Annotated in this window: 20 protein-coding genes; 3 read left to right on the forward strand and 17 right to left on the reverse strand. The window is 69.5% G+C overall.

Going from position 1 to position 20,508, the window contains the following annotated elements; all coding sequences use genetic code 11:
- Positions 1-8: 8 nt before the first annotated feature.
- The 6 genes from ABD736_RS08805 to ABD736_RS08830 all read right to left on the reverse strand — a co-directional run bounded on the left by ABD736_RS08805 (position 9) and on the right by ABD736_RS08830 (position 8,044).
- Positions 9-2,564 carry a glycoside hydrolase family 2 protein gene (locus ABD736_RS08805; RefSeq protein WP_344791375.1) on the reverse strand — a complete coding sequence of 852 codons (2,556 nt, stop codon included), beginning with the start codon at positions 2,562-2,564 and terminating at the stop codon, positions 9-11.
- Positions 2,561-3,373, reverse strand: a complete 813-nt coding sequence (locus tag ABD736_RS08810; RefSeq protein WP_344791376.1) for an ABC transporter ATP-binding protein — start codon at positions 3,371-3,373, stop codon at positions 2,561-2,563. Before ABD736_RS08810 ends, ABD736_RS08805 begins: the two co-directional genes overlap by 4 nt.
- Positions 3,370-4,284, reverse strand: coding sequence for an ABC transporter ATP-binding protein (locus ABD736_RS08815; RefSeq protein ID WP_344791377.1), 915 nt, complete (start codon positions 4,282-4,284; stop codon positions 3,370-3,372). Before ABD736_RS08815 ends, ABD736_RS08810 begins: the two co-directional genes overlap by 4 nt.
- The gene (locus ABD736_RS08820; RefSeq protein ID WP_344791378.1) at positions 4,281-5,258 is read right to left on the reverse strand and encodes an ABC transporter permease; all 978 of its coding nucleotides are present in this window, start codon (positions 5,256-5,258) and stop codon (positions 4,281-4,283) included. Before ABD736_RS08820 ends, ABD736_RS08815 begins: the two co-directional genes overlap by 4 nt.
- Positions 5,259-5,276: 18 nt before the next feature.
- On the reverse strand, positions 5,277-6,263 hold the full coding sequence (locus tag ABD736_RS08825; protein ID WP_344791379.1) for an ABC transporter permease: 987 nt from the start codon (positions 6,261-6,263) through the stop codon (positions 5,277-5,279).
- Between the two features lie 80 nt (positions 6,264-6,343).
- Positions 6,344-8,044: an ABC transporter substrate-binding protein gene (locus tag ABD736_RS08830; protein WP_344791380.1), complete on the reverse strand. Its 1,701-nt coding sequence runs from the start codon at positions 8,042-8,044 to the stop codon at positions 6,344-6,346.
- A 190-nt stretch (positions 8,045-8,234) separates the two neighbouring features.
- Here ABD736_RS08830 and ABD736_RS08835 point away from each other — a divergent pair, with 190 nt between their 5' ends.
- Positions 8,235-9,452: an ROK family transcriptional regulator gene (locus ABD736_RS08835; RefSeq protein WP_344791381.1), complete on the forward strand. Its 1,218-nt coding sequence runs from the start codon at positions 8,235-8,237 to the stop codon at positions 9,450-9,452.
- Between the two features lie 91 nt (positions 9,453-9,543).
- On the opposite strand, the gene ABD736_RS08840 is transcribed toward ABD736_RS08835, so the two are convergent.
- Positions 9,544-10,362: an SDR family oxidoreductase gene (locus ABD736_RS08840; RefSeq protein WP_344791382.1), complete on the reverse strand. Its 819-nt coding sequence runs from the start codon at positions 10,360-10,362 to the stop codon at positions 9,544-9,546.
- 113 nt (positions 10,363-10,475) lie between these two features.
- Here ABD736_RS08840 and ABD736_RS08845 point away from each other — a divergent pair, with 113 nt between their 5' ends.
- Positions 10,476-11,297 carry a cytochrome c oxidase assembly protein gene (locus ABD736_RS08845; protein WP_344791383.1) on the forward strand — a complete coding sequence of 274 codons (822 nt, stop codon included), beginning with the start codon at positions 10,476-10,478 and terminating at the stop codon, positions 11,295-11,297.
- Between the two features lie 186 nt (positions 11,298-11,483).
- Here the strand turns inward: ABD736_RS08845 and lysS are convergent, their stop codons facing one another.
- From lysS to ABD736_RS08870, 5 genes are read right to left on the reverse strand one after another with little or no spacing between them, the layout of a single operon-like run.
- Positions 11,484-13,001, reverse strand: a complete 1,518-nt coding sequence (gene lysS, locus ABD736_RS08850; RefSeq protein ID WP_344791384.1) for a lysine--tRNA ligase — start codon at positions 12,999-13,001, stop codon at positions 11,484-11,486.
- A gap of 48 nt (positions 13,002-13,049) precedes the next feature.
- The gene (gene panC, locus ABD736_RS08855; RefSeq protein WP_344791385.1) at positions 13,050-13,949 is read right to left on the reverse strand and encodes a pantoate--beta-alanine ligase; all 900 of its coding nucleotides are present in this window, start codon (positions 13,947-13,949) and stop codon (positions 13,050-13,052) included.
- Positions 13,946-14,686, reverse strand: a complete 741-nt coding sequence (locus ABD736_RS08860; protein ID WP_344791386.1) for a Rossmann-like and DUF2520 domain-containing protein — start codon at positions 14,684-14,686, stop codon at positions 13,946-13,948. Before ABD736_RS08860 ends, panC begins: the two co-directional genes overlap by 4 nt.
- Before the next feature lie 10 nt (positions 14,687-14,696).
- Positions 14,697-16,316, reverse strand: a complete 1,620-nt coding sequence (locus tag ABD736_RS08865) for a PH domain-containing protein (protein WP_344791387.1) — start codon at positions 16,314-16,316, stop codon at positions 14,697-14,699.
- A 37-nt stretch (positions 16,317-16,353) separates the two neighbouring features.
- A complete protein-coding gene (locus tag ABD736_RS08870) occupies positions 16,354-16,839 on the reverse strand; it encodes a PH domain-containing protein (protein ID WP_344791388.1) in 486 nt (161 codons plus the stop codon).
- Positions 16,840-17,004: 165 nt separating this feature from the next.
- Between ABD736_RS08870 and ABD736_RS08875 the strand changes: the two genes are divergently transcribed.
- Positions 17,005-17,610, forward strand: coding sequence for a biotin transporter BioY (locus ABD736_RS08875; RefSeq protein WP_344791389.1), 606 nt, complete (start codon positions 17,005-17,007; stop codon positions 17,608-17,610).
- Positions 17,611-17,687: 77 nt separating this feature from the next.
- Here the strand turns inward: ABD736_RS08875 and ABD736_RS08880 are convergent, their stop codons facing one another.
- From ABD736_RS08880 to folE, 5 genes are read right to left on the reverse strand one after another with little or no spacing between them, the layout of a single operon-like run.
- A complete protein-coding gene (locus tag ABD736_RS08880) occupies positions 17,688-18,188 on the reverse strand; it encodes a DUF3180 domain-containing protein (protein ID WP_344791390.1) in 501 nt (166 codons plus the stop codon).
- A complete protein-coding gene (folK, locus tag ABD736_RS08885; RefSeq protein ID WP_344791391.1) occupies positions 18,185-18,721 on the reverse strand; it encodes a 2-amino-4-hydroxy-6-hydroxymethyldihydropteridine diphosphokinase in 537 nt (178 codons plus the stop codon). Before folK ends, ABD736_RS08880 begins: the two co-directional genes overlap by 4 nt.
- Before the next feature lie 5 nt (positions 18,722-18,726).
- Positions 18,727-19,125 (reverse strand): dihydroneopterin aldolase, encoded by a 399-nt coding sequence (gene folB / locus ABD736_RS08890; protein ID WP_344791392.1) that lies wholly within the window; start codon positions 19,123-19,125, stop codon positions 18,727-18,729.
- The gene (folP, locus tag ABD736_RS08895; protein ID WP_344791393.1) at positions 19,122-19,925 is read right to left on the reverse strand and encodes a dihydropteroate synthase; all 804 of its coding nucleotides are present in this window, start codon (positions 19,923-19,925) and stop codon (positions 19,122-19,124) included. The genes folB and folP overlap by 4 nt, the downstream gene beginning before the upstream one ends.
- Positions 19,922-20,500: a GTP cyclohydrolase I FolE gene (folE, locus tag ABD736_RS08900; RefSeq protein WP_344791394.1), complete on the reverse strand. Its 579-nt coding sequence runs from the start codon at positions 20,498-20,500 to the stop codon at positions 19,922-19,924. Before folE ends, folP begins: the two co-directional genes overlap by 4 nt.
- Positions 20,501-20,508 lie beyond the last annotated feature (8 nt).

Raw genomic sequence — 20,508 nt, forward strand, 5'->3', positions numbered from 1 at the left:
AGACTACGTCACTCAGCGGTCGCCGCCGCACGCAGCCCGTTCGCCGTGCGCAGCACGAGCGGAGTCAGGAACTCGGACGGATCGACCGCAGCCGCCGACGCGATCTCGAACCGCGCCGACTCACCCGCCAGCAGCGTGACGAGCCCGCGGTCGACGCGTGCCGCCGGGTCGACGCGGTCGACGTGCAGGAACACGTCGCGCACATACGACCGGGCGGTCACCGTGACGGCATAGCCGCCCTCGGTGCGCTCGGCTCGCGCCTCGAATGCCTCGCCATCAGCGACCAGCGCCTGGTCCACGACCTCTGCCGCATTCCAGATCACGGGGGCGAATCCGGATGCCTCGCCAAGCACCCGCGCCACCACGATCTCTTCCCGCGGGTCACCGAACTCGGTCACGGCATCAGGAAGCTCGACCGTCTCCGCGCCCCGCGCCGCGACCGTGACGGCGACCTGGGAACGGGCCAGCTCGTTCCCCGCGAAGTCCGCGCGCACGAGCTCGACGTCGCCCGACCACGCCTCCGCCGTATCGTTCACCAGCACGAGCACGAGCGCGTCCTTCTCGGGCGCGTAGCCCTCGAATGCCTCAGCCAGCGCGCGCTCAGACGACCGCGGCTGGATCGTCGCGAACCGCGGCGCGAACACCTCGCGCAGCGCGTACCAGAGCGGCTTCCGGTGCTCATCGAAGTCGACGGCGGCCCACGACACGACGGGCCAGTTGTCGTTCAGCTGCCACACGATCGCCCCGGTGTTGTGCGGCGCAAGCGACCGGAAGTGCGCGATGCCGAACGCCACCGCGTGCGCCTGATTCAGCTGGGTCGCCCAGTGCCAGTCATCGGTCGACTCGACGGTCGGCAGGTGCCCCCGCGCCCCGCGCTCGAGCTTCTCGTTGCCGAGGTGCGCCTTCTGGTGCACGAGCATCTGCGCACCGAACGGCTCGAGGGGCTCATCGTGCACGACGCGCGTCAGCGTCGACCACGCGGGCGGCCCCTGGAACCCGAACTCCGAGACGAACCGCGGCGTGTACTCGCGATACACCGAGTAGTCACGGTGGTTCCAGACATCCCAGATGTGCATGGTGCCGTGGTGCTCGTCATTCGGGTGCAGATAGTCGCCGAAGCTGTACGGCGACGCCGGCGAATAGAACCGCGTCGGGTCGAGCTCGGCGAGCAGCTTCGGGAACAGCTCGCGGTAATACCCCTCGCCCCAGGTGCGCCCGTCGAGCAGCGCTGGCCACCCCCAGTCGACGTAGCCCCAGATGTTCTCGTTGTTGCCGTTCCAGATCACGAGCGAGGGATGCTGCGCCAGACGCGTGATCTGCTCGCGCGCTTCGGCCTCGACCTCTGCGGCCAGATGCTGCTCCTCCGAATAGGCGGCGCAGGCGAACAGGAAATCCTGCCACACCAGCAGCCCGAGTTCGTCCGCCCGCTCGTAGAACGCGTCCGACTCGTAGATGCCGCCGCCCCAGATGCGGATGAGGTTCACGTTCGCCTCGACGGCGTCGGCGAGCCGCCGCGCGTAGCGCTCCGGCGAGATCTCGGTGAGGAACGCGTGGTCGGGAATCCAGTTCACTCCGCGCACGAGCACGAGCTCGTCGTTGACGTACAGGTTGAACGGGCGACCGGCGGCGTCCGGCGCGGTGTCCACACGCACATTGCGGAAGCCGACCCGCCCCGTCCACTTCGCCTCGCCCACCGAGACTGCCACGTCATACAGCGGCTGCTCGCCATGGCCGACTGGCCACCACTTCTGCACGTTCGGAACGCGCAGCTCGAACACCCCCGCGCTCACACCCTCGGGAATGACGTCGCCGAAGTTCACCCAGTCGCCGTGGCCCGCGACCTGGATCGAGACCCCGACACCCTGGGAAGGCCCGTCGGTCGACGCATCCGCTCGCTCGATCTCGACGTGCGCCGTGAGCAAGCCCGTGCCGTCCGCCTCGACCGCGACCAGCGGCCGCACCGCATCGATGCGCACACCCGACCACGAGTCGATGCCGATCGGCTGCCAGATGCCACAGCCTGCGACGTCGATGCCCCAGTCCCAGCCGAAGTGCGACGCGGTCTTGCGCAGCTGGTTGAACTCGTGGTGGTTCACCTGCGGCAGCGCGCCGAACTCGGCCGCCCGCCGGTTCACCTCGGGCACGGGCGCCGCGAACTCGACGACCAGCTCGTTCGCGCCTTCGCGGAGCAGCGCGGCGACCGGCCAGCGATACGAGCGGTGCTGGTTCTCGGTGTGGGCGATGACCGTGCCGTTCAGCGTGACCGTCGCCACGGTGTCGAGCCCGTACGCGACCAGGTCGTGCCGCGCCGAGCCGTCGTCGTGCCACTCGAACGTCGTGGCATAGCGCCATGAGGTGTCGCCGATCCACTGCTGGGCCGCCTCGTTGTCGCCGTCGAACGGGTCGTCGATGAGCCCCGCGCGCAGCAGATCGGTGTGGATCACCCCGGGCACGGCGGCCGGCACAGGTCCGGCCTCGGTGACCGCGACCGGCACCGGCCCTTCAAGAGGCGCGACGGTCCATCCCGACGAGATGGGGGTGAAGGTGGAAGGCGTGTAGGTCATGCTCCGGCAATCTGCTTGAGGCGCAGCTCGGGGTTCGGCGCGGCGGCCGCGAGCTTCTTGGTGTACTCGTGCTGGGGGTTCAAGATCACGTCGTCGGCCGGCCCGCGCTCGACGATCTCGCCCTTGTACATCACGAGGATCTCGTCGCTGAAGTGGCGTGCCGTCGCGAGGTCGTGGGTGATGTAGAGCACCCCGAGATTGTCCTCGCGCTGCAGCTGCGCCAACAGGTTCAGCACGCCGAGCCGGATCGACACGTCGAGCATCGACACGGGCTCGTCGGCGATCAGCATGGTCGGCTGGGGTGCGAGGGCGCGCGCGATCGCCACGCGCTGGCGCTGCCCGCCGGACAGTTCATGCGGATGCTTTGCCGCGACCTCCTCGGCGGGGGTCAGCCGCACGCGCTCCAGCAGGCGCCGAACGGCCGCGTCGATCTCGGCCTTCCCCGTCGCGCGCCCGTGGATCTTGAGCGGCCGTGCGAGGTGGTGCGCGATCGAGTGATACGGGTTGAGCGACGCGAACGGGTCCTGGAAGACCATCTGCACGTGGTTGCGGTAGTCGCGCAGCCCGGCACCGCGGCGCTTGATCGGATGCCCGTCCAGCAGGATCTCGCCGGCGGTCGGCGCCTCGAGCTGCAGCAGCAGCTTCGCGATCGTCGACTTGCCCGAGCCCGACTGGCCGACCAGCGCGACGGTCTTGCCCGATTCGATCGTGAAGCTCACATCGTTCACGGCGAGCAGCTTCCCCGAACGGCCGCGCTCCCCGCGAATCCGGTACTCCTTGCTCACGTTGCGGAATTCGAGCGTGCTCATGCGCTGACCTCCTGGTCGGTCTCGGTCAGGCGGTCGTCGGCGACGCCGGTGCGGATGAAGTCGCCGCGCTCGCCCGTCAGCGACGGGAACGATGCGAGCAGCCGCTTCGTGTAGTCGTTCTGCGGGTTCGTGTACAGCTCGTACGCGTCGCCCAGTTCGACGATCTCGCCGGCCTTCATGACGGCGATTCGGTCGCTGATCTCGAGCAGCAGCGGCAGGTCGTGCGTGATGAAGATGACGGCGAAGCCGAGCTCGGCGCGCAGCCGCGTGATCTCGTCGAGGATCTCGCGCTGCACGACGACGTCGAGCGCGGTCGTCGGCTCGTCCATGATCATCACCTGCGGGTCGAGCGCCATGGCCATCGCGATCATGACGCGCTGCCGCATGCCGCCCGACAGCTCGTGCGGGTACGACTTGAGCCGCGAGCGGTCGACGCCGACCCGCTCGAGCAGGTCGCCGCACTTCTGCACGCGTTCGGCGCGGCTCATCTCTGGGCGGTGGGTCGTGAACACGTCCTCGAGCTGCGCCTGGATCGAGATCACCGGGTTGAGCGAGTTCATGGCGCCCTGGAAGACCATCGAGATCTTGTCCCAGCGGAACTGCCGCAGCTCCTCACCGGAGAGCGTCGACAGATCGGCCGACCAGCCCTCGCGCGAGTGGAAGCTCGCGCGGCCACTGGTGATGAGCGCCGGCGGCTTGAGCAGGCGCGTGATGCCGTAGGCGAGAGTGGATTTCCCACAGCCGGACTCTCCGGCGAGGCCCAGGATCTCGCCGCGGCCGAGCGTCAGGCTGACGTTCTTGACCGCGTGGGTCGTGACCGCGCCGACGTAGTCGACGCTGAAGTCCTCGATCGTGACGACCGGGTCGGCCAGGTGGCGCGGAGTCGCGGCATCCGCTTCAGTCAGCGTCATTTCAGGTTCTCCGCTTCCAGCTGCTTGATCTGCGCCGGGGTGAGCCCCCACTTCTTGCGCTGCGAGCGCGTCGAATCGCGCAGCTTCGGGTTGATGATCTCGTCGATCGAGAAGTTGATCAGCGACAGGGCGCAGCCGAACAGCGCGATCACGAGCCCGGGCGGAATGAACCACCACCACGCGCCCTGCGTGAGGGCAAGCGCCTGGTTCGCCTGGAACAGGATGGAGCCGAGCGTGAAGGTTCCACTCGCGCCGAGGCCGAGGAACGACAGGCCCGCCTCGCCGAGGATCGCGAAGATGATCGCGAACACGAACTGGCTGGCCATCACCGGGATCAGGTTGGGCAGGATCTCGACGACGAGGATGCGCCACGTCTTCTCACCGGAGACGCGCGAGGCGGCGACGTAGTCGCGGTTGCGCAGCGAGAGCGTGACGGCCCGCAGCACGCGCGCCGAGCCGGCCCAGCTCGTGATGGCGAGCACCACGGCGACCAGGAACAGGCCGCGCTGCTGCTGCGGCACGTAGTTGCCGATCACGATCACGAGCGGCAGGCCGGGAATGACGAGAACGACGTTGGTGAACAGCGCGAAGCCCTCGTCGACCGCGCCGCCGATGTAGGCGCCGAGCACGCCGAACAGTGCGGAGAGCACGGTCGCCATCACGCCGACGGCGAAGCCGATGATGAGAGAGCCGCGCGTGCCCCAGGCGATCTGCGACCAGATGTCCTGACCGGTCTGGCTCGTGCCGAGCAGGTGGCCGTGCGTTCCTGGGGGCGCGAACGCCAGGGTGCTGATCGCGTTGGGGTCGCCGACGACGAGCGGCCCGATGATCGCCCAGAGCACGATGACGGCGCCGATCGAGAGGCCGACGATGAGCTTGGGCGACATGCTCGGCAGCAGCGCGGCGATGCTGCTGCGCTTGGCCGTGGGCGCGACTTCGGGAACGGCGTCGTCGAGGAATGCGGAGGTTGCCATGGTCTCGGTTCCTTCCGATCAGCGGGCGCGGGTACGCGGGTCGATGAGGCCGTACAGCACGTCGACGACGAGGTTGGCCGCGAGCACCGAAAGCGAGATGACGAGGAACACGCCCTGCATGAGCGCGTAATCGTTGTTGGAGACGGCGGTGAAGAGAAGCTGGCCGACGCCGGGGTAGCTGAACACCTGCTCCGTGACGATCGAGCCTGCGACGACGAAGCCGAGCGAGATCGCGAAGCCCGAAAGCGAGGGCAGCACCGCGTTGCGCGCCGCGTAGGTGAACCGCACGCGGGTGGGCTTCAGGCCTTTCGCCTCGGCCGTGACGATGTAGTCCTCAGAGAGGGTGGCGACCATCATGTTGCGCATGCCGAGCATCCAGCCGCCGATCGAGGACAGCACGATCGTGAGCGCAGGCAGGATGCCGTAGTAGAGGGCGCTGCCGATGAACTGCAGCGAGAAGCCGGGAACGGTTGCTGCCACGTCATAGCCGCCCGCATAGGGGAACCACTGCACGACGCGGCTGAGCAGCAGCACGAGGATCAGCGCGAGCCAGAAGTACGGCACCGCCTGGAACATGGTGGTGACGGGGATGAGGTTGTCGAGCCATGAGCCGCGCCGCCAGCCCGCGAACATTCCCAGCGCGACGCCGATGATGAACGAGATGACCGTGGCGAGGCCCACGAGCGCGATGGTCCACGGCAGCGCCTGGCCGATGACCGTGCTCACCTTCTCGGGGTAGTCGACCAGCGAGATGCCGAGGTTCCCGTGCAGCAGATTGACGAGGTAGTCGCCGTACTGCTGCCACCAGGTGCCGCCACCGCCGCCCAGCGCGACCTCGATGGCGTGCTTCGTCTGGGGCGTGACCGGCTGCCCCGCCGCCGCCATCTTCGAGATGATCACGTCGACCGGATTTCCCGGCATCAGCCGAGGAATGACGAAGTTGATCGTGATCGCCGCCCAGATCGCGACGACATAGAAGCCGATCTTCTGCAGGTAGAACCGCATCTTCACTCTGCTTTCCCGCGCGCGGCGGTCGGGCGGGTGCGGGGCGCACCCGCCCGACCGCCTGCGCTATCGCGTCCGGCTTACTTGCTGACCGGTCGGATCGTCTTCAGGACGATGCCGACGCCCCAGTTGCCACCCCACGGCAGGGGGAACGCGTACTGGTTGTTCTGGCTCGGCCAGCCGGTGGCGTGCGAGTTGTTGTACTCCGCGAGCGCCTGGTTCACGTAGATCGGAATGTAGGGCAGGTCCTTCACGATCTTGTCCTGGATCGTCTTGTAGGCAGCCTGCTCCTTGGTCTTGTCGTTGGTGCTGGCGAGCGTCTTGATCGCGTCATCGACCGCCGGGTCGGAGTAGCGCGAGACGTTCGTCGTCGCCGAGCCGCCGACCTTCGCGGTCGCCGCCGAGTTCAGGTACTGCGAGTACTGGAAGTACGGGTTCGACGAGGCACCCATGTTGATCGAGTTCAGCGAGAGCTGGTACTTGCCAGACACCTCCGCCTGCGTCCACGCGTTCTGGGCGACCTGGTTGACGGCGAGCTTGATGCCTGCCGCCTTGAACTGGCCCTGCAGCAGGGTGCAGACGGTGTCGTAGTCGGTCCAACCGGAGACGACGTTGATGCTCAGGTCGAGCTCCTTGCCGTCCTTCTCGTAGTAGCCCTTCGAGTTCAGCGTCCAGCCGTCGGCCTCGAGCGTGCTCTTGGCCTTCGCCGCGTCAGCGGTCTGCGGAACGGTGAGGTAGTCGGGGCTCGTGATCTGGTCCTTGTTGACCGTGTTCAGCAGCAGCGACGGCGAGGCCGGCTGCCCGAAGCCCGAGAGGGCCTGGTTGTTCAGCTGCGTGCGGTCCATCGCGTAGTACATCGCCTGGCGCACGGCGGCATCGGTCTGCGGTCCGGTGCAGCCGAGCGACGCGTTCGCGCACGTGAACACCGCGGTCGTGGCCTGCGGGCTGTTCGAGTACGAGATGTTCTTGTGCTGCGCCACGATCTGCTTCAGCGTCGGCAGGAACGAGCCGACGTAGTCGACCTGGCCCGACTGCAGCGCCGACGTCACGGCATCCGCGTTCGACAGCGAGATGTAGCGCACCTGCGCGACCTTGGGCGCGGCGTCGCCGGTGCCCCAGTAGTGCGGATTCTTCACCAGCACGAAGCTCTGCGGGGTGAAGCTCTTGAGCATGTAGGGGCCGGTGCCGACGGGCTTCGTGTTGGTCGTCTTGGTCGGGTCGGCGATCTTCGACCAGATCTTCTGGGGAACGATGGGCTCGTTCCCGAGGATCTGCGGCTCGAGCGTGAAGGCCGTGGAGGGGAAGGTGACGGTGACGGTGCTGTCGTCGGTCTTCTCCGCCTTCCACTTCTGAGCAGAGGTGTTCAGCGCAGCGTTGTTCGAGATGAGGTTCAGGGTGTAGACGACGTCATCGGCCGTCTCAGCCGATCCGTCCGACCACTTGACGCCCTGGCGCAGCTTGACCGTCAGCACGGTGCCGTCGGCGTTCCAGCTGAAGGACTGGCCGAGCAGCGGCACCGGATCGCCCGCCGCCGCCTTGTTGTAGTAGAACAGCGGCTCGTAGATCACGCCGTTCGTCGGCTGCAGCCCGGAGCCGGTGGGGCTCAGCGGGTTGAAGTTCTCGGTGAAGTTGCCGACCTGGCCCGAGAACACCGTCACGGTGCTGTTCGACCCGGCCTTGGTGGTGCTGCCGCTCGAGCCTGAGCAGCCTGAGAGCGCGAGCGCGGCGGTCGCCGCGAGCGCAGCGGCGCCGATCAGCAGCCGCTTCCTGGTGGTTGTCATCGTTGACCCTTCAGTGGAGGTGGGAAGGCAGGTGGTGCTTCCAGCGACCGAGCCCGGGTCAGCGCTGACCTCGACACTGCGGCGCGTTGACACTTTTTTAGAGGACTTTATAAAGCCCGTCAAGTTAGTACGATGTCTCTGCGCGTCACAATGAGGTAACGCGTTGCCCCGCGACCCGAGAGGAGACCCCATGGCCCGCGGCCGCGTCTCCCTGTCGACGGGCACGAGCAAAGGCCTCGTGCTCGACCTGATTCGCACCCTCGGCCCGGTCAGTCGCACCGACCTCGCCGCCGAGACCGGTCTCACGGCCGCGACCATGTCGAACGTCGTGCGGCAGCTGCTCGACGAGGGGCTCATCCATGAGGCGGGGCTCGGGCGCCCCAACGGAGGTCGCCCCGTCGTGCTGCTCGAGGTCGACACCTCGGCGCGCTACGCCGTCGGGCTGCAGCTCGGCGCGGAATCCATCACCTACGTCGTCGTGAACCTGCGCGGCGCGGTCGTCGGGCGCCTGCGCGCGCCCGGAGTCGGCGCGAGCGAGCCGACCGAGATGATCGCCGCGCTCGTCGCGCAGATCCGCCACATCCTTCTCGGGCTCGGCATCGACGAGCAGCTGGTCGTCGGCATCGGCGTCGTCGCCCCCGGCCCGGTGGACGTCGCGCGCGGCATGGTGATCGGGCCGACGCACATGGATGCCTGGCACAACGTCCCCCTGCGCGACCTGATCGCCGAGGCGACCGGCCTGCCCGTGGTCTTCGACAACGATGCGACCGCCGCCGCACTGGGCGACTTCTGGGGCGGAGCCACCGAGGGCGCACGCGCCCACGCGACCGTCTACATGGGGCTCGGCGTCGGCGCCGGCGTCCTCATCGACGGAACCGTGTTCCGCGGCGCGAGCTCGAACTCGGCCGAGCTCGGACACATCGTGATCGCGACGGATGCCTCAGGCCGCCGCCTCATCGCCGAGGATCTCGCCGACCCGACCGCGGTCGTGCGGGCCGCGCACGAGCACCCCGACGAGGTCGGCCGCCTCGGCCTCGCCGGCGATGAGTTCGCCCAGTTCACGGCGCTGGCGAAGGCCTCGACGCGCGGCGATGAGTTCGCGACCGGCCTGCTCGAGGAATCCGCTCGTCATCTCGCGACGGCCGTGACGTCGCTCGCGAACCTCTTCGACCTCGACTCGATCACGCTCGCCGGGCCCGCGTTCGCGATCGCGGGGTCGATCTATCTGAAGGTGATCGATTCCCAGGTCAACGCGGATTTCTTCGCCAGGTCGCAGCACGGGATCCGGGTGAAGCTGTCGCCGCAGATGCAGGATGCCGCGGCCGTCGGCGCCGCGACGCTGGTGCTGCAGTCCGAGCTCGCGCCCCGCACGATGGGGCTCGCCCCGCACCACTCGCTGGTCCAGTAGCCCGCATCCCGCGCTGGTCGAGTCGCCCCGCACCCGCGCTGGTCGAGCCGCCCGCGCGAAGCCGGGCGTATCGAGACGCCGTCCTGACCGGCTACACCCCCAGCCGGAATCCTCCGTCGCTCGACATCACCTCGCCGACGACCCAGCGCCCCTCTGGGCCGACCAGCCACGCGATCAGCCGCGCCACGTCGTCCGGCGCCCCGAAGCGCCCCAGCGGCATCGCGGCCTTCAGCTCGTCGAGCGCCTCGGGGCGGTCGGTCGTCTCGGGGTCGAGGTACCCGGTGTTCGTCGGCCCGGGGTTCACCGTGTTCAGCAGCACTCCGCGCGTCAGCAGCTCGGCGGCGGCCGACTGCGTCGACCCGGCGAGCGCGGCCTTCGACGCGGCATACGCGAACTCACTCACCATCGGTCCGAACAGCTGCCCGCTCGTGAACCAGATCGCGCGGGCCGTGTTCTCTTCGGTGCCGTCCCATTCGAACAGCTCGGCGAAGCGCTTCGTGAGCAGCATGGTCGCGCGTGCGTTCACGGCCCAGTGCCCCTCGAGCTTCTCGGGCGTCATCTCGAGCAGTGTGCCGTCGCCGCCCGAGCGCGCGTGGTTGCAGACGAGGATGTCGAGCCGGCCGGTGACGCCGGCGGCCCGCTCGATGAGAGGAGCCGCGGCTGAGGCATCCGCCAGATCTGCGTGAAAATCAGCCAGCTGCGCACCGTCACTGAGCGCTGAGCGGATGCCTGCCCGCACCGCCTCGACGTCCGCACCGCCCCACGGCTGGTCTGCGTCATGCGGGGCGAAATGGTGCACCACGACGCTCGCACCGAGCTGCGCGAGCCGCACCGCGACCGCGTAGCCGATGCCCTTCGGCCGCGAGACGCCGGTGACAAGCGCGGTGCGCCCAGCAAGAGGAGAAGTCATGGGTACATGCTGGTACCTGGCTAGAGAGGAACACCACCACGCCCCCGATTCCGGTCTTCCTGACCACCTTCTCGTTCGACCCCGTCGCCGCGCTCGCGATCGCGATCGGGGCGGTGCTGTACACCTGGGGGCTCGTGGTGCTCGCGCGGCGCGGCGAGCGCTGGCCGGCGTGGCGGGCCTGGTGCTTCTATCTGCTGGGGCTCGGGTCGTACGCGTGGATCCAGTTCGGGTTCCTCGGCACCTGGTCGCATGACCTGCGCTGGGCGTTCACGACGCGCATCGCGCTGCTGATCTTCCTGACGCCGATGATGGTCGCGCTCGGCATGCCGATCACCCTCATGCGGCGCACCTTCGCGCCGGCCGGCCTGCGCGTGCTCGAAGCCGTGCTGCGGTCGTGGCCCATGCGGCTCATGGGCAACGCGATCTTCGCGCCGCTCGTGCCGCTCATCGGCTTCCTGTTCTTCCTGACGCCCGCCGCGGGGCCGCTGCGGCTCGACCCGGGCTGGTCGATCGCGATCACGCTGCTCGTGCCGTTCATCGGACTGCTGATCACCCTGCCGATCACCGAGGACACCGAGCACCGCTCGAGCACGTTCATCATCTACGAGTTCCTGCTCGCGATCGTCGAGCTGCTGCTCGACTCGATTCCCGGCATCCTGCTGCGCCTCAACGGCTCGGTGCTCGACGGGGTCGCGGCTGCGACGCACACCGTCGCCGGCGCCGCGCTGCCGCACTGGTTCCCGAACCCGCTGCACGACCAGCACCTGTCGGGCGACTTCCTGTGGTTCCTCGCCGAGGTCGCCGACCTGCCGGTGATCATCGCGCTGTTCACGCGCTGGTCACGCGTCGACAAGCGTGACGCGAAGAAGGTCGACGAGCTGAGCGATGAGGAGTACGAGGCCGCGGTGCGCGCGCACCTGGGGCAGCGGGGGTAGCCCGGGCCGCGGCGCGTCCGCGTGCCGGCTCGCACGTCCGCGTGGCGCTCGCACGTCCGCGTGGCCGCTGCTGCGTCCATGTGGCGCTCGTGCGTCCGCTGTGCCGGGCACAGTTGCGCCAAGTGGGCACACCTACGTGCGCAACGGGCACAGTCGCGTGCGCAACGGGCACAGCGGCGGCGGGCGCTACTTGACGAGCGGGAACAGGATCGTCTCGCGGATGCCGAGACCGGTCAGCGCCATCAGCAGACGGTCGACGCCCATGCCCATACCGCCCGACGGCGGCATCCCGAATTCGAGCGCACGCAGGAAGTCCTCGTCGACCCGCATCGCCTCGTCGTCGCCGGCCGCGGCGAGCGCGGCCTGCGCCACGAAGCGCTCGCGCTGGATGACCGGGTCGACGAGCTCCGAGTAGCCGGTGGCGAGCTCGAAGCCCCGCACATAGAGGTCCCACTTCTCGACGACGCCCGGAATCGAGCGGTGCTGGCGCGTCAGCGGAGAGGTGTCGAGCGGGAAGTCCATCACGAAGGTCGGCCGGGTGAGGCCGCCCTTCACGAAGTGCTCCCACAGCTCTTCGATGTACTTGCCGTGGATCGGGTGCTTGATCTCGATGCCCTCACGCGCGGCGAGCTCAGCGAGTTCCTCGACAGGGGTCGACGGGGTGAACAACGTGCCCGCCGCCGCGTTCAGCGAGTCGTACATCGAGATGCGGTCCCACTGGCCGCCCAAGTCGAACTCGGTGCCGTCGGCCCAGGTCACCACGTGCGAGCCGTTCGTCGCGAGCGCGGCGTCCTGAATGAGCTGCTGGGTGAGGTCGGCGATCGTGTTGTAGTCGCCGTAGGCCTGGTAGGCCTCGATCATCTCGAACTCGGGCGAGTGGGTGGAGTCGGCGCCCTCGTTGCGGAAGTTGCGCGCGATCTCGTAGACGCGGTCGATGCCGCCGACGACGGCGCGCTTGAGGAACAGCTCGGGCGCGATCGACAGGTAGAGCTCGGTGTCGAACGCGTTCGAGTGCGTGACGAAGGGCCGAGCGGATGCCCCGCCGTGCATGGTCTGCAGCTTCGGGGTGCTGACTTCCAGGAATCCGTTCTTCGCGAACGTCTCGCGCACGCTCGCCGTCGCCTTGGCGCGCGTGATGACCGTGCGCCGCGCCTGCTCGCGCTGGATCAGGTCGAGGTAGCGCGAGCGCACGCGGGTCTCTTCGGAGAGCTCCTTGTACATGTTCGGCAGCGGCAGGATCGCCTTGGCCGCGATCTGCCACTCGTCGACCATGATCGACAGCTCGCCGCGCCGTGACGAGATGACCTCGCCGTGCACGAACACGTGGTCGCCGAGGTCGACGAGCTCCTTCCAGCGCTGCAGGCTCTCTTCGCCGACCGAGGCGAGCGACACCATCGCCTGAATGCGCGAGCCGTCGCCCGCCTGCAGCACCGCGAAGCACAGCTTGCCCGTGTTGCGCTGGTTCACGACGCGGCCGGCGAGCCCGACGACCTCGCCAGAGGTCTCGTCGGCGGCGAGCGACCCCCACTTCGCGCGCACCTCGGGGATCGTCGTGGTCACCGGCAGCGTCACGGGGTACGCGCCGCCCGCCAGATCGGATGCCTCTGCCTGCAGTCGCTCGCGCTTGGCCAGGCGCACGGCCTTCTGCTCGTTGATCTCCTCAGGCGTCGGCTCGGGGGTCTCGTCGATGGGCTGCTCGGCCATGGATTTCCTTCGTCTGGCAGGCTTCGAGACGCGCGCTTCGCGTGCTCCTCAGCCAGCGGGCGTGGTGCTGAAAGTGAGGGGTGCGTTGTCGATCAGGCGGGTCGCGCCCACACGGGCAGCGACCAGAATCAGACCGTCGCCCGTCGCGTCGTCTTCCAGCGGCAAGAGCGTCGCCGGATCGACGATGACCAGGTAGTCAAGCCTAACGTCCGGCTGCTGGTCGAATCGTGCGAGCGCCGCCTCGCGCGCGGCCGCGACATTTTCATGGCGAGCGGATGCCTCGACCGCAGCCCGGAGGGAGGCGGAGAGCGTCAGCGCCAGCACTCGCTCGCTCTCCGACAGGTAGCGGTTGCGGCTCGAGAGGGCGAGCCCGTCGAGCTCGCGCACGGTGCGCACCGCCTCGATCTCGATCGGCAGGTTCAGGTCGGCGACCATCTGGCGCACGAGGAAGGCCTGCTGGGCATCCTTCTGCCCGAACAGCGCGACGTCGGGCTGCACGATGTTGAACAGCTTGCTGACGACGGTCAGCATGCCGTCGAAGTGCCCGGGGCGCGAGGCGCCCTCATAGAGCTCCCCCACCTGCCCCGCGTGCACGGTCGTCTGCGAGGCTCCGGCCGGGTACATCTCGTCGACGGCCGGTGCGAACACCGCGTCGGCGCTTCCGGCGAGCGCCGCGAGGTCGGCGTCGAGGGTGCGGGGGTATCGGGCGAAGTCCTCGTTCGGCCCGAACTGCAGCGGGTTCACGAAGATCGAGACGATCACGAGGTCGGCGAGCTCCCGCGCGCGGGCGACCAGAGCGAGGTGGCCGTCGTGCAGCGCACCCATGGTGGGCACGAGCGCGATGCGGCGGCCGGCGGCGCGAGCGGCGCGCACCAGCTCGCGAGTCGCCGCGATCGTGCCGAGCACGGTCGGCGCGGCCGGAGTGGTCTGAGTCTCAGTGCAGGTCATGCCGTCCCATCGAATTCAGAGAGGTCGAGCGGCGCAGCCATGCCCGCCTTGCGCAGCGCCTCGTCGACGGTCGAGCGGACAAGTGAGCTGAGATACGCGCCGGGCTGCTCGAAGCCGATCTCGGCAAGCATCCCTGTCGCCTGCTCGACGATGCGCCTCGAGAAGCTGGCCGCCGTCGCGATCGCCTCGCCATAGGCGGCGCGGTCCTCTTCGGCGACGAGCACCGGTTCGCCGCCCATCTCGACGACGAGCGCCTGCCCGATCGGCTGCACCGGCGCGGGCGCGGTGACGGCGAAGTACGTCTCGGCCATGCGGGCGAGGTCGAGGCGGGTGCCCGTGAAGGCCATCGCGGGGTGGATCGCGAGCGGAATCGCGCCAGCGGCGAGCGCCGGCCGCAGCACGCCGATGCCGAGCCCGGGGGCCGTGTGCACCACGAGCTGCCCCGGCTGCCAGGCGCCGACCGCGGCGAGGCCCTCGACGAGCCCGGGCAGCTGATCGTCGGGCACGGCGAGCAGCACGAGCTCGCTGCGCTCGAGCAGCTCGGGCGTCTCGAGGATCGGCACGCCGGGCAGCATGTCCTGCGCGCGCTCGCGGCTGGTCTGGCTGACGGCGTTCACGCCGACGATCGCGTGGCCGGCCCCGGCGAGCGCCGCCCCGAGAACGGGACCGACGCGGCCCGCACCGACGATGCCGACTCCGAGCCTGCCTGAGCGGCTCTGGCTGCCGGTTGCCTGCACGGACTCGCCCCTAACTCCTCGAATCGCGACTCGCCAACATTACGGCACTGCGCGCGAGCTGCTCGAACAGCTCGGCGCCTGCGGGCGCCCCGATGACGGAGAGTCGAGGGCGGATCCGCACGTCGACGACATGCACCGCGAGGTCGACCAGCCCGAGCATCCGTCGCACCGGCCCCTGCTTGATGGCCACGCTCTGCACGCGCGCGAGCGGCACGAAATCAAGCGTGCGATAGACGAGGCCCGCGCGCAGCGCGAGCGTGTCGCCGACGTAGGCGTAGCCGACGCGCCGCCACGAGAACGGGTGCAGCCAGGCCGCCGCACGCGGCGCCTGGGAGAACAGGCGCGCCTCGCGCCGGAAGCGCGCGGTCGCGTGGACGAGAGCAAGCAGATCGGTGTGATCGGATGCCGGCAGCAGCAGCGGCAGCACACGGCCGACGTCCTCGAGCGAGCCCACGGGAAGGATCGTCGACGCGTTCTCCGCCTGCCCACGCTGCCGCGCCCGGCCGGCACGCGCGATGCGGATCGCCCACCACCCGAACGGCCGCCACAAGAGCGGCTGCACGACCTCGACGGCGTGGATGCGGCCGGTCGGGATCGTCTCGCTGCTCGTCGACAGCAGCCCGTAGCCGACGCGCACGCCGTCGGAGCTGCCCGAGATCGTGTACCGGGCGAGCCGGCCGAAGCGGCGCGAGTAGCCGGTGAACATACCGAAGACCGAGGGGATGACCGCGACCAGCAGGATGTAGTTGCCGCGGGCGACCTCGACCACGAGCCAGACGACGATGGCGATGAGCACGATGGTGAACGGGCTCAGAATGAGCGAGCCGATCAGGCGCCCCGGGTGCACCTTCACCACCGAGGCGGGCGCGAAGTCAGGGTGCAGATCGGCCGGCGAGAAGATGAGCTCGTCGGCGCGCGCGCGCAGAATCGCGTCCAGCTGCGGGCCGGGGGCGAAGCTCGCGGCGACCGGTGCTTCCAATGGTTGAGGAGGACGCGGAGCTTGCGGCCCTTCGAGACGCGCGGCTTCGCCGTGCTCCTCAGGAACCGCGCCCGTCTCGAAACCCGCTCCTGCCACCGGCGAAGCCGAATGGAGACCCGCCGCGCTGGCCCTCTTCGACCCCGCCAGCCCCAGAATTTCGCGCCGCAGCTCCTCGGCGGCAGCCGACCCCAGATACTGCAGGCTCAGATTGGCGTCATGCCCGGCGACGACGATCTCGAGTCGAGCCGCGCCGAACACCCGCGCGAACAGCGTGCGGTGCACATTCACGCCCTGGATGCGATCGAGCCGAGCCTGGCGGTTCTGACGGTTCAGGACGCCGGAGCGCAGCTCGACGGCATCCGTCGTCACTCGGAACTCGGTCATCTGCCAGGTCACGCGGTACCAGACGATGATGAGCGCGACGACCACGAGAACGCCGAGCAGCGCCCACAGCACCCAGCCGTGCTCGACGATCGCGTCGATGGGGTCGCCTTCGCGGGCGCGATCTGGCACGTGGGCGATCCAGTCCACCAGCCGCTCGCGCAGGTTGGCGAACACGATGGCCACGATCGCGACGAAGAACGCGCCACCGCGCAGCAGCGGAGTGGCCGGATGCATGCGGTGCCACTGGCCGTCGGCGAGCGGATTCATCGTCGAGCCTTCACAGTCGGGGTCCTCAGCGTCGAGTTCACAGGCCGGCGCGACGCGTCTCGGCGAGGCCGATGAGGCGGTCGCGCAACTCGTCGGCGGCTTCGGCGGGCAGACCGGGGATCGAGACGTTGCTCGAGGCGCTCGCGGTGACGAAGCGCAGGTCCGACAGACCGAGCGCGCGGCTGATCGGGCCGCGGGTGACGTCGATGAGCTGCATGCGGCCGTAGGGCACGGCGACGAAGCGCAGCCAGGCGATGCCGCGGCGGATGAGCAGATCGTCGTCGCGCATCCGATAGCCGATCGCGCGGGCGCGCCGAGGGGCGAAGATCAGCTGCAGGCCATAGCCGATGGCCCAGGCTGCGACGAGCAGCCAGCCCCACCAGGCCCAGTCGCCGGCGTACCAGATCAGCGCGATGATCGCCGCCGAGACGACGGTGGCGATCAGCGAGCCGACGATCACGATCCAGACGTACTTGGGCGAAACGCGCTGCCAGTCACCGTCGAGGTCGAGCCGCTGTGCCACGCGCTCATCGTATTGCGCGGACCGGTCGACGTGGCCGAGTGGGCACGCTGATCGACTCGGCGAAGCCGAATGGAGATCGAATGGTCGCATTCCGCCAACGAACCGCTCCATTCGATGTAGCTGTGGCCCAAGCATCCGCCTCGGCCCCGCCCTAGGGTGGAACGCATGACGATCGCTTCCGCTTCGCTCACCCGTCCTGTGCTCGCTGACGCGCTCGTGCGTCGCGGTGCCGTCGCCAACACGCTGCTCGTCGTGGCGGGCACCGTCTTCACGGCGCTGCTCGCGCAGGTGCAGATTCCGCTGTGGCCCGTGCCGATCACCGGCCAGACCCTGGCCGTCGTGCTCGTCGGTGCGACTCTCGGCACCTGGCGCGGCGCTGCCTCCATGGGCCTCTACCTCGTCGCGGGCGTGCTCGGCGCCCCGATCTTCACCGGCTGGTCGCACGGCCTCGGCGCCGACGTGCTGCCGAGCTTCGGCTTCGTGATCGGCTTCATTCCCGCGGCGGCGCTGGTCGGCTGGCTCTCCGAGCGCCGCTGGGATCGCCGCCCCCTGCTCTCGATCGCCGGCTTCGGGCTGGCTTCGGCGGTGCCCTTCGTCTTCGGCCTGCCGTGGCTCGCGGCGGCGCTCGCCCACTTCGGCATGCCGCACGACGTCGTGACCGTGCTGAATGCCGGGTTCACGCCGTTCATCGTGGGCGGTCTGGTCAAGTGGGCCATCGCGGCGGCGGCCCTGCCCGTGGCTTGGAAGGCTCTGGGCGCCTTGCGCAAGTAAGTGGCCGAGACTGCGCCGTCGCTTCTGGCTCCACACCTTCGCGGGTCGAGCCGAAAGCGGCGGCGCAGTTTTCGTCGCTACGCGTGCGAGTGGGTCGCGCCAGGCTCCGGCCCGCGGTCGTCGTCCCGGTCGGCATCGGGGTCGTCCGGCGGCAGCGTGCAGAACCACTCGGCGAGCAGCCCGCCGGTCAGCAGCAGCAGTGCGGCCAGGATCGCCGAGCTCGTCAACACGATGCTCGAGGTGTCGGCGATCACCGTGCGCGTCAGCATGAACAGCAGCAGCCCGATCGGCAGCCCGGCCAGCAGGGACCCCATGATCGAGCACGCCTTCGCGAGCACCACGGTGCGCGCGGCGCGGAAGGGGTCGATGCGCACCCCCGTGTTCCCGTGAATGGCGCGCCGGATCGGCAGCGCGAGCACGACCACGATCACCGCGATCACCGCGAGCGTCACGCTGAGCGTGACGGGGGGCACGAGCAGAGCGCGACCGGATGCCGCCAGTGCGGCATCCGTCAGAAGTCCGACCACCACCCCGATCAGCCCGATGATCACGAGTGTCGTCGGTCGCGTGCGCTTCACAGCTCCACTCCTTCCGCTCGCACGGTGTCGTCGCCGATCGCAGCGAGCAGGGCATCGACCCGCCCTACGCCGGGCACAGCCGCATCGGGGTCGACCGCCAGCCACGGCGCCAGCACGAACGCGCGCTCGGCGGCGCGCGGGTGCGGCAGCGTGAGCTCAGGGTCGGCGGACTCGAGCCCGTCGTAGTCGACGATGTCGATGTCGAGCGTCCGGTCGCCCCAGCGCTCTTCGCGCACCCGGCCGTGCTCGGCCTCGATGCGGTGCGCCTCGGCGAGCAGTTCGGCGGGCGTGAGCAGCGTGTCGACGAGGACCACGGCGTTCAGATAGCGGGGAGCGCTCGCGTCAGCGCCGTCGAGTTTGAGGGCGACGGATTCCACCACGGGAGACACGGCCCGCACCTCGATGCCACCGGTCGCCCGCAGCGCGTCAACGGCGGCGCGCAGCAGCTCGCCGCGGTCGCCGAGGTTGCTGCCGAGGGCCAGGACGGCCGGCCGCAGGCGGCGTGCGTTGTCGAGGGCGTTTCGGTCAGGCATCCGGATCATGCTCTCGCCTCACCCTCGTCGGCGAGCTGCGCCCACGCCCTGTCCCGCTCGATCGTCACGGCCACATCGCCGAACGGCACGGGAATCGGAGCGTCGGGTTTATGCACGGTCGCGCGCACGCGCTTGACCGCCGCGAACGAGAGCGCCACGCGCGCCACGCGCTCGGCGACGGTCTCGATCAGGTCGACGGGGTCCGAGGCGACCGCCGCGTGCACGGCCTCGGCCAGCTCGCCGTAGTGCACGGTCTCGGCCAGCGCGTCGCCGGACGCCGCCGGCCCGAGGTCGAGCCACACCGTCACATCGATGACGAAGGTCTGCCCCTGCTCGCGCTCGAAGTCGAAGACGCCGTGGTTGGCGCGCACGGCGAGGCCGGTGAGGGTGATCGAGTCCGTCACAGGTGTCCCCCGCTCGTCCACGCCTCGAGCACATCGAGCGCGCGGCGCGTCGAGACCACGTCGTGCACCCGCACGCCCCACACCCCGGCGCGCGCGGCGAGCGCGCTGACAACGGCGCTCGGCAGGTCGCGGTCGGCCACCGGCGCGCCCTCGGGCAGCAGAGCGCCGAGGAAGCGTTTGCGGCTCGCGCCGATCAGCACCGGAAAACCGAGCTCTTCGAGCAGGTCGATGCGCGCGAGAATGCGCCAGTTGTGCTCGTGGTTCTTCGCGAAGCCGAGTCCGGGGTCGACGACGAGCCGCGAGCCGTGGATGCCCGCGTCGAGCGCCTTATCGACCTGCACTCGCAACTCGTCGCGCACCTCGGTCGCGGCATCCTGATAGCGCGCGAGTGCATTCATGTTCGCGCTGTGACCGCGCCAGTGACTCAGCAGGTAGCCGCAGCCCAGCTCGGCCGCGGTGCCGAGCATCTCAGGGTCGGCCTGACCGCCCGAGACATCGTTGATCCAGCTCGCCCCCGCCTCGATCACGCGGCGTGCGGTCTCGGCGTTCATCGTGTCGATCGAAGTGCGGATGCCTCGCGCCGTCAGCTCGCGAATGACGGGCAGCACCCGTCCGAGCTCTTCGTCGACCGGAACGCGGGGTGCCCCCGGGCGGGTCGACTCGCCGCCGACGTCGATCAGGTCGGCGCCCTGCGCGGTCAGCTCGACGGCGTGCTCGACGGCTGCGTCGAGCGAGGTCCAGCGGCCGCCGTCGCTGAACGAGTCGGGCGTGACATTGAGCACGCCCATGATGAGCGTCACTGCACGCCGCCCGCACCGATCAGCGTGATCACTTCGGCACGCCGCACGGCGTCGTCGAGTTCGCCGCGGCTCGCGACGGTCACGGTCGTCGAGTGCACCTGGCGCGCGCCGCGCGTCGTGACGCACTGATGCTGCGCGTCGAGCACGACGACGACCCCGCGCGGCGCGAGCGCCTCGACCAGGCTGTCGGCGATCTGCTCGGTGAGGCGCTCCTGCAACTGCGGGCGCGCGGCCAGCACGTCGACGAGCTGCGGCAGACGCCCGAGGCCGACGACCTTCTCGGCCGGCAGGTACGCGAGGTGCGCGCGCCCGATGAACGGCAGCAGGTGGTGCTCGCACACCGAGCGGAACTCGAGGTCGCGGACGATCACGAGCTCGGGCTCGACGTCTCCGACCGGGATCGTCTCGCGCAGCGGTGCCAGCGCGTCGGCGCCGACACCGGCGAAGAACTCTGCGTAGGCATCCGCCACCCTGGCCGGCGTCTCACGCAAGCCGGGGCGCGCGGTGTCCTCGCCGATCGCAGCCAGCAGCTCGGTGACGGCCGCTTCCACGCGTGCTCGGTCGATGCCGGTCACGCCGCCGC

The sequence above is a fragment of the Gryllotalpicola daejeonensis genome, from assembly GCF_039538145.1.
Classification (GTDB): Bacteria; Actinomycetota; Actinomycetes; order Actinomycetales; family Microbacteriaceae; genus Gryllotalpicola; species Gryllotalpicola daejeonensis.

Excerpts from the sequence above, each read along its gene's own strand:
- ABD736_RS08810 (WP_344791376.1), bottom strand. The coding sequence starts at position 3,373 with ATGAGCACGCTCGAATTCCGCAACGTGAGCAAGGAGTACCGGATTCGC.
- ABD736_RS08865 (WP_344791387.1), bottom strand. The coding sequence starts at position 16,316 with ATGAATCCGCTCGCCGACGGCCAGTGGCACCGCATGCATCCGGCCACT.
- ABD736_RS08805 (WP_344791375.1), bottom strand. The coding sequence starts at position 2,564 with ATGACCTACACGCCTTCCACCTTCACCCCCATCTCGTCGGGATGGACC.
- ABD736_RS08820 (WP_344791378.1), bottom strand. The coding sequence starts at position 5,258 with ATGGCAACCTCCGCATTCCTCGACGACGCCGTTCCCGAAGTCGCGCCC.
- panC (WP_344791385.1), bottom strand. The coding sequence starts at position 13,949 with ATGACCTGCACTGAGACTCAGACCACTCCGGCCGCGCCGACCGTGCTC.
- ABD736_RS08835 (WP_344791381.1), top strand. The coding sequence starts at position 8,235 with ATGGCCCGCGGCCGCGTCTCCCTGTCGACGGGCACGAGCAAAGGCCTC.
- ABD736_RS08830 (WP_344791380.1), bottom strand. The coding sequence starts at position 8,044 with ATGACAACCACCAGGAAGCGGCTGCTGATCGGCGCCGCTGCGCTCGCG.
- ABD736_RS08815 (WP_344791377.1), bottom strand. The coding sequence starts at position 4,284 with ATGACGCTGACTGAAGCGGATGCCGCGACTCCGCGCCACCTGGCCGAC.
- ABD736_RS08840 (WP_344791382.1), bottom strand. The coding sequence starts at position 10,362 with ATGACTTCTCCTCTTGCTGGGCGCACCGCGCTTGTCACCGGCGTCTCG.
- ABD736_RS08875 (WP_344791389.1), top strand. The coding sequence starts at position 17,005 with ATGACGATCGCTTCCGCTTCGCTCACCCGTCCTGTGCTCGCTGACGCG.
- folK (WP_344791391.1), bottom strand. The coding sequence starts at position 18,721 with ATGCCTGACCGAAACGCCCTCGACAACGCACGCCGCCTGCGGCCGGCC.
- ABD736_RS08825 (WP_344791379.1), bottom strand. The coding sequence starts at position 6,263 with ATGCGGTTCTACCTGCAGAAGATCGGCTTCTATGTCGTCGCGATCTGG.
- lysS (WP_344791384.1), bottom strand. The coding sequence starts at position 13,001 with ATGGCCGAGCAGCCCATCGACGAGACCCCCGAGCCGACGCCTGAGGAG.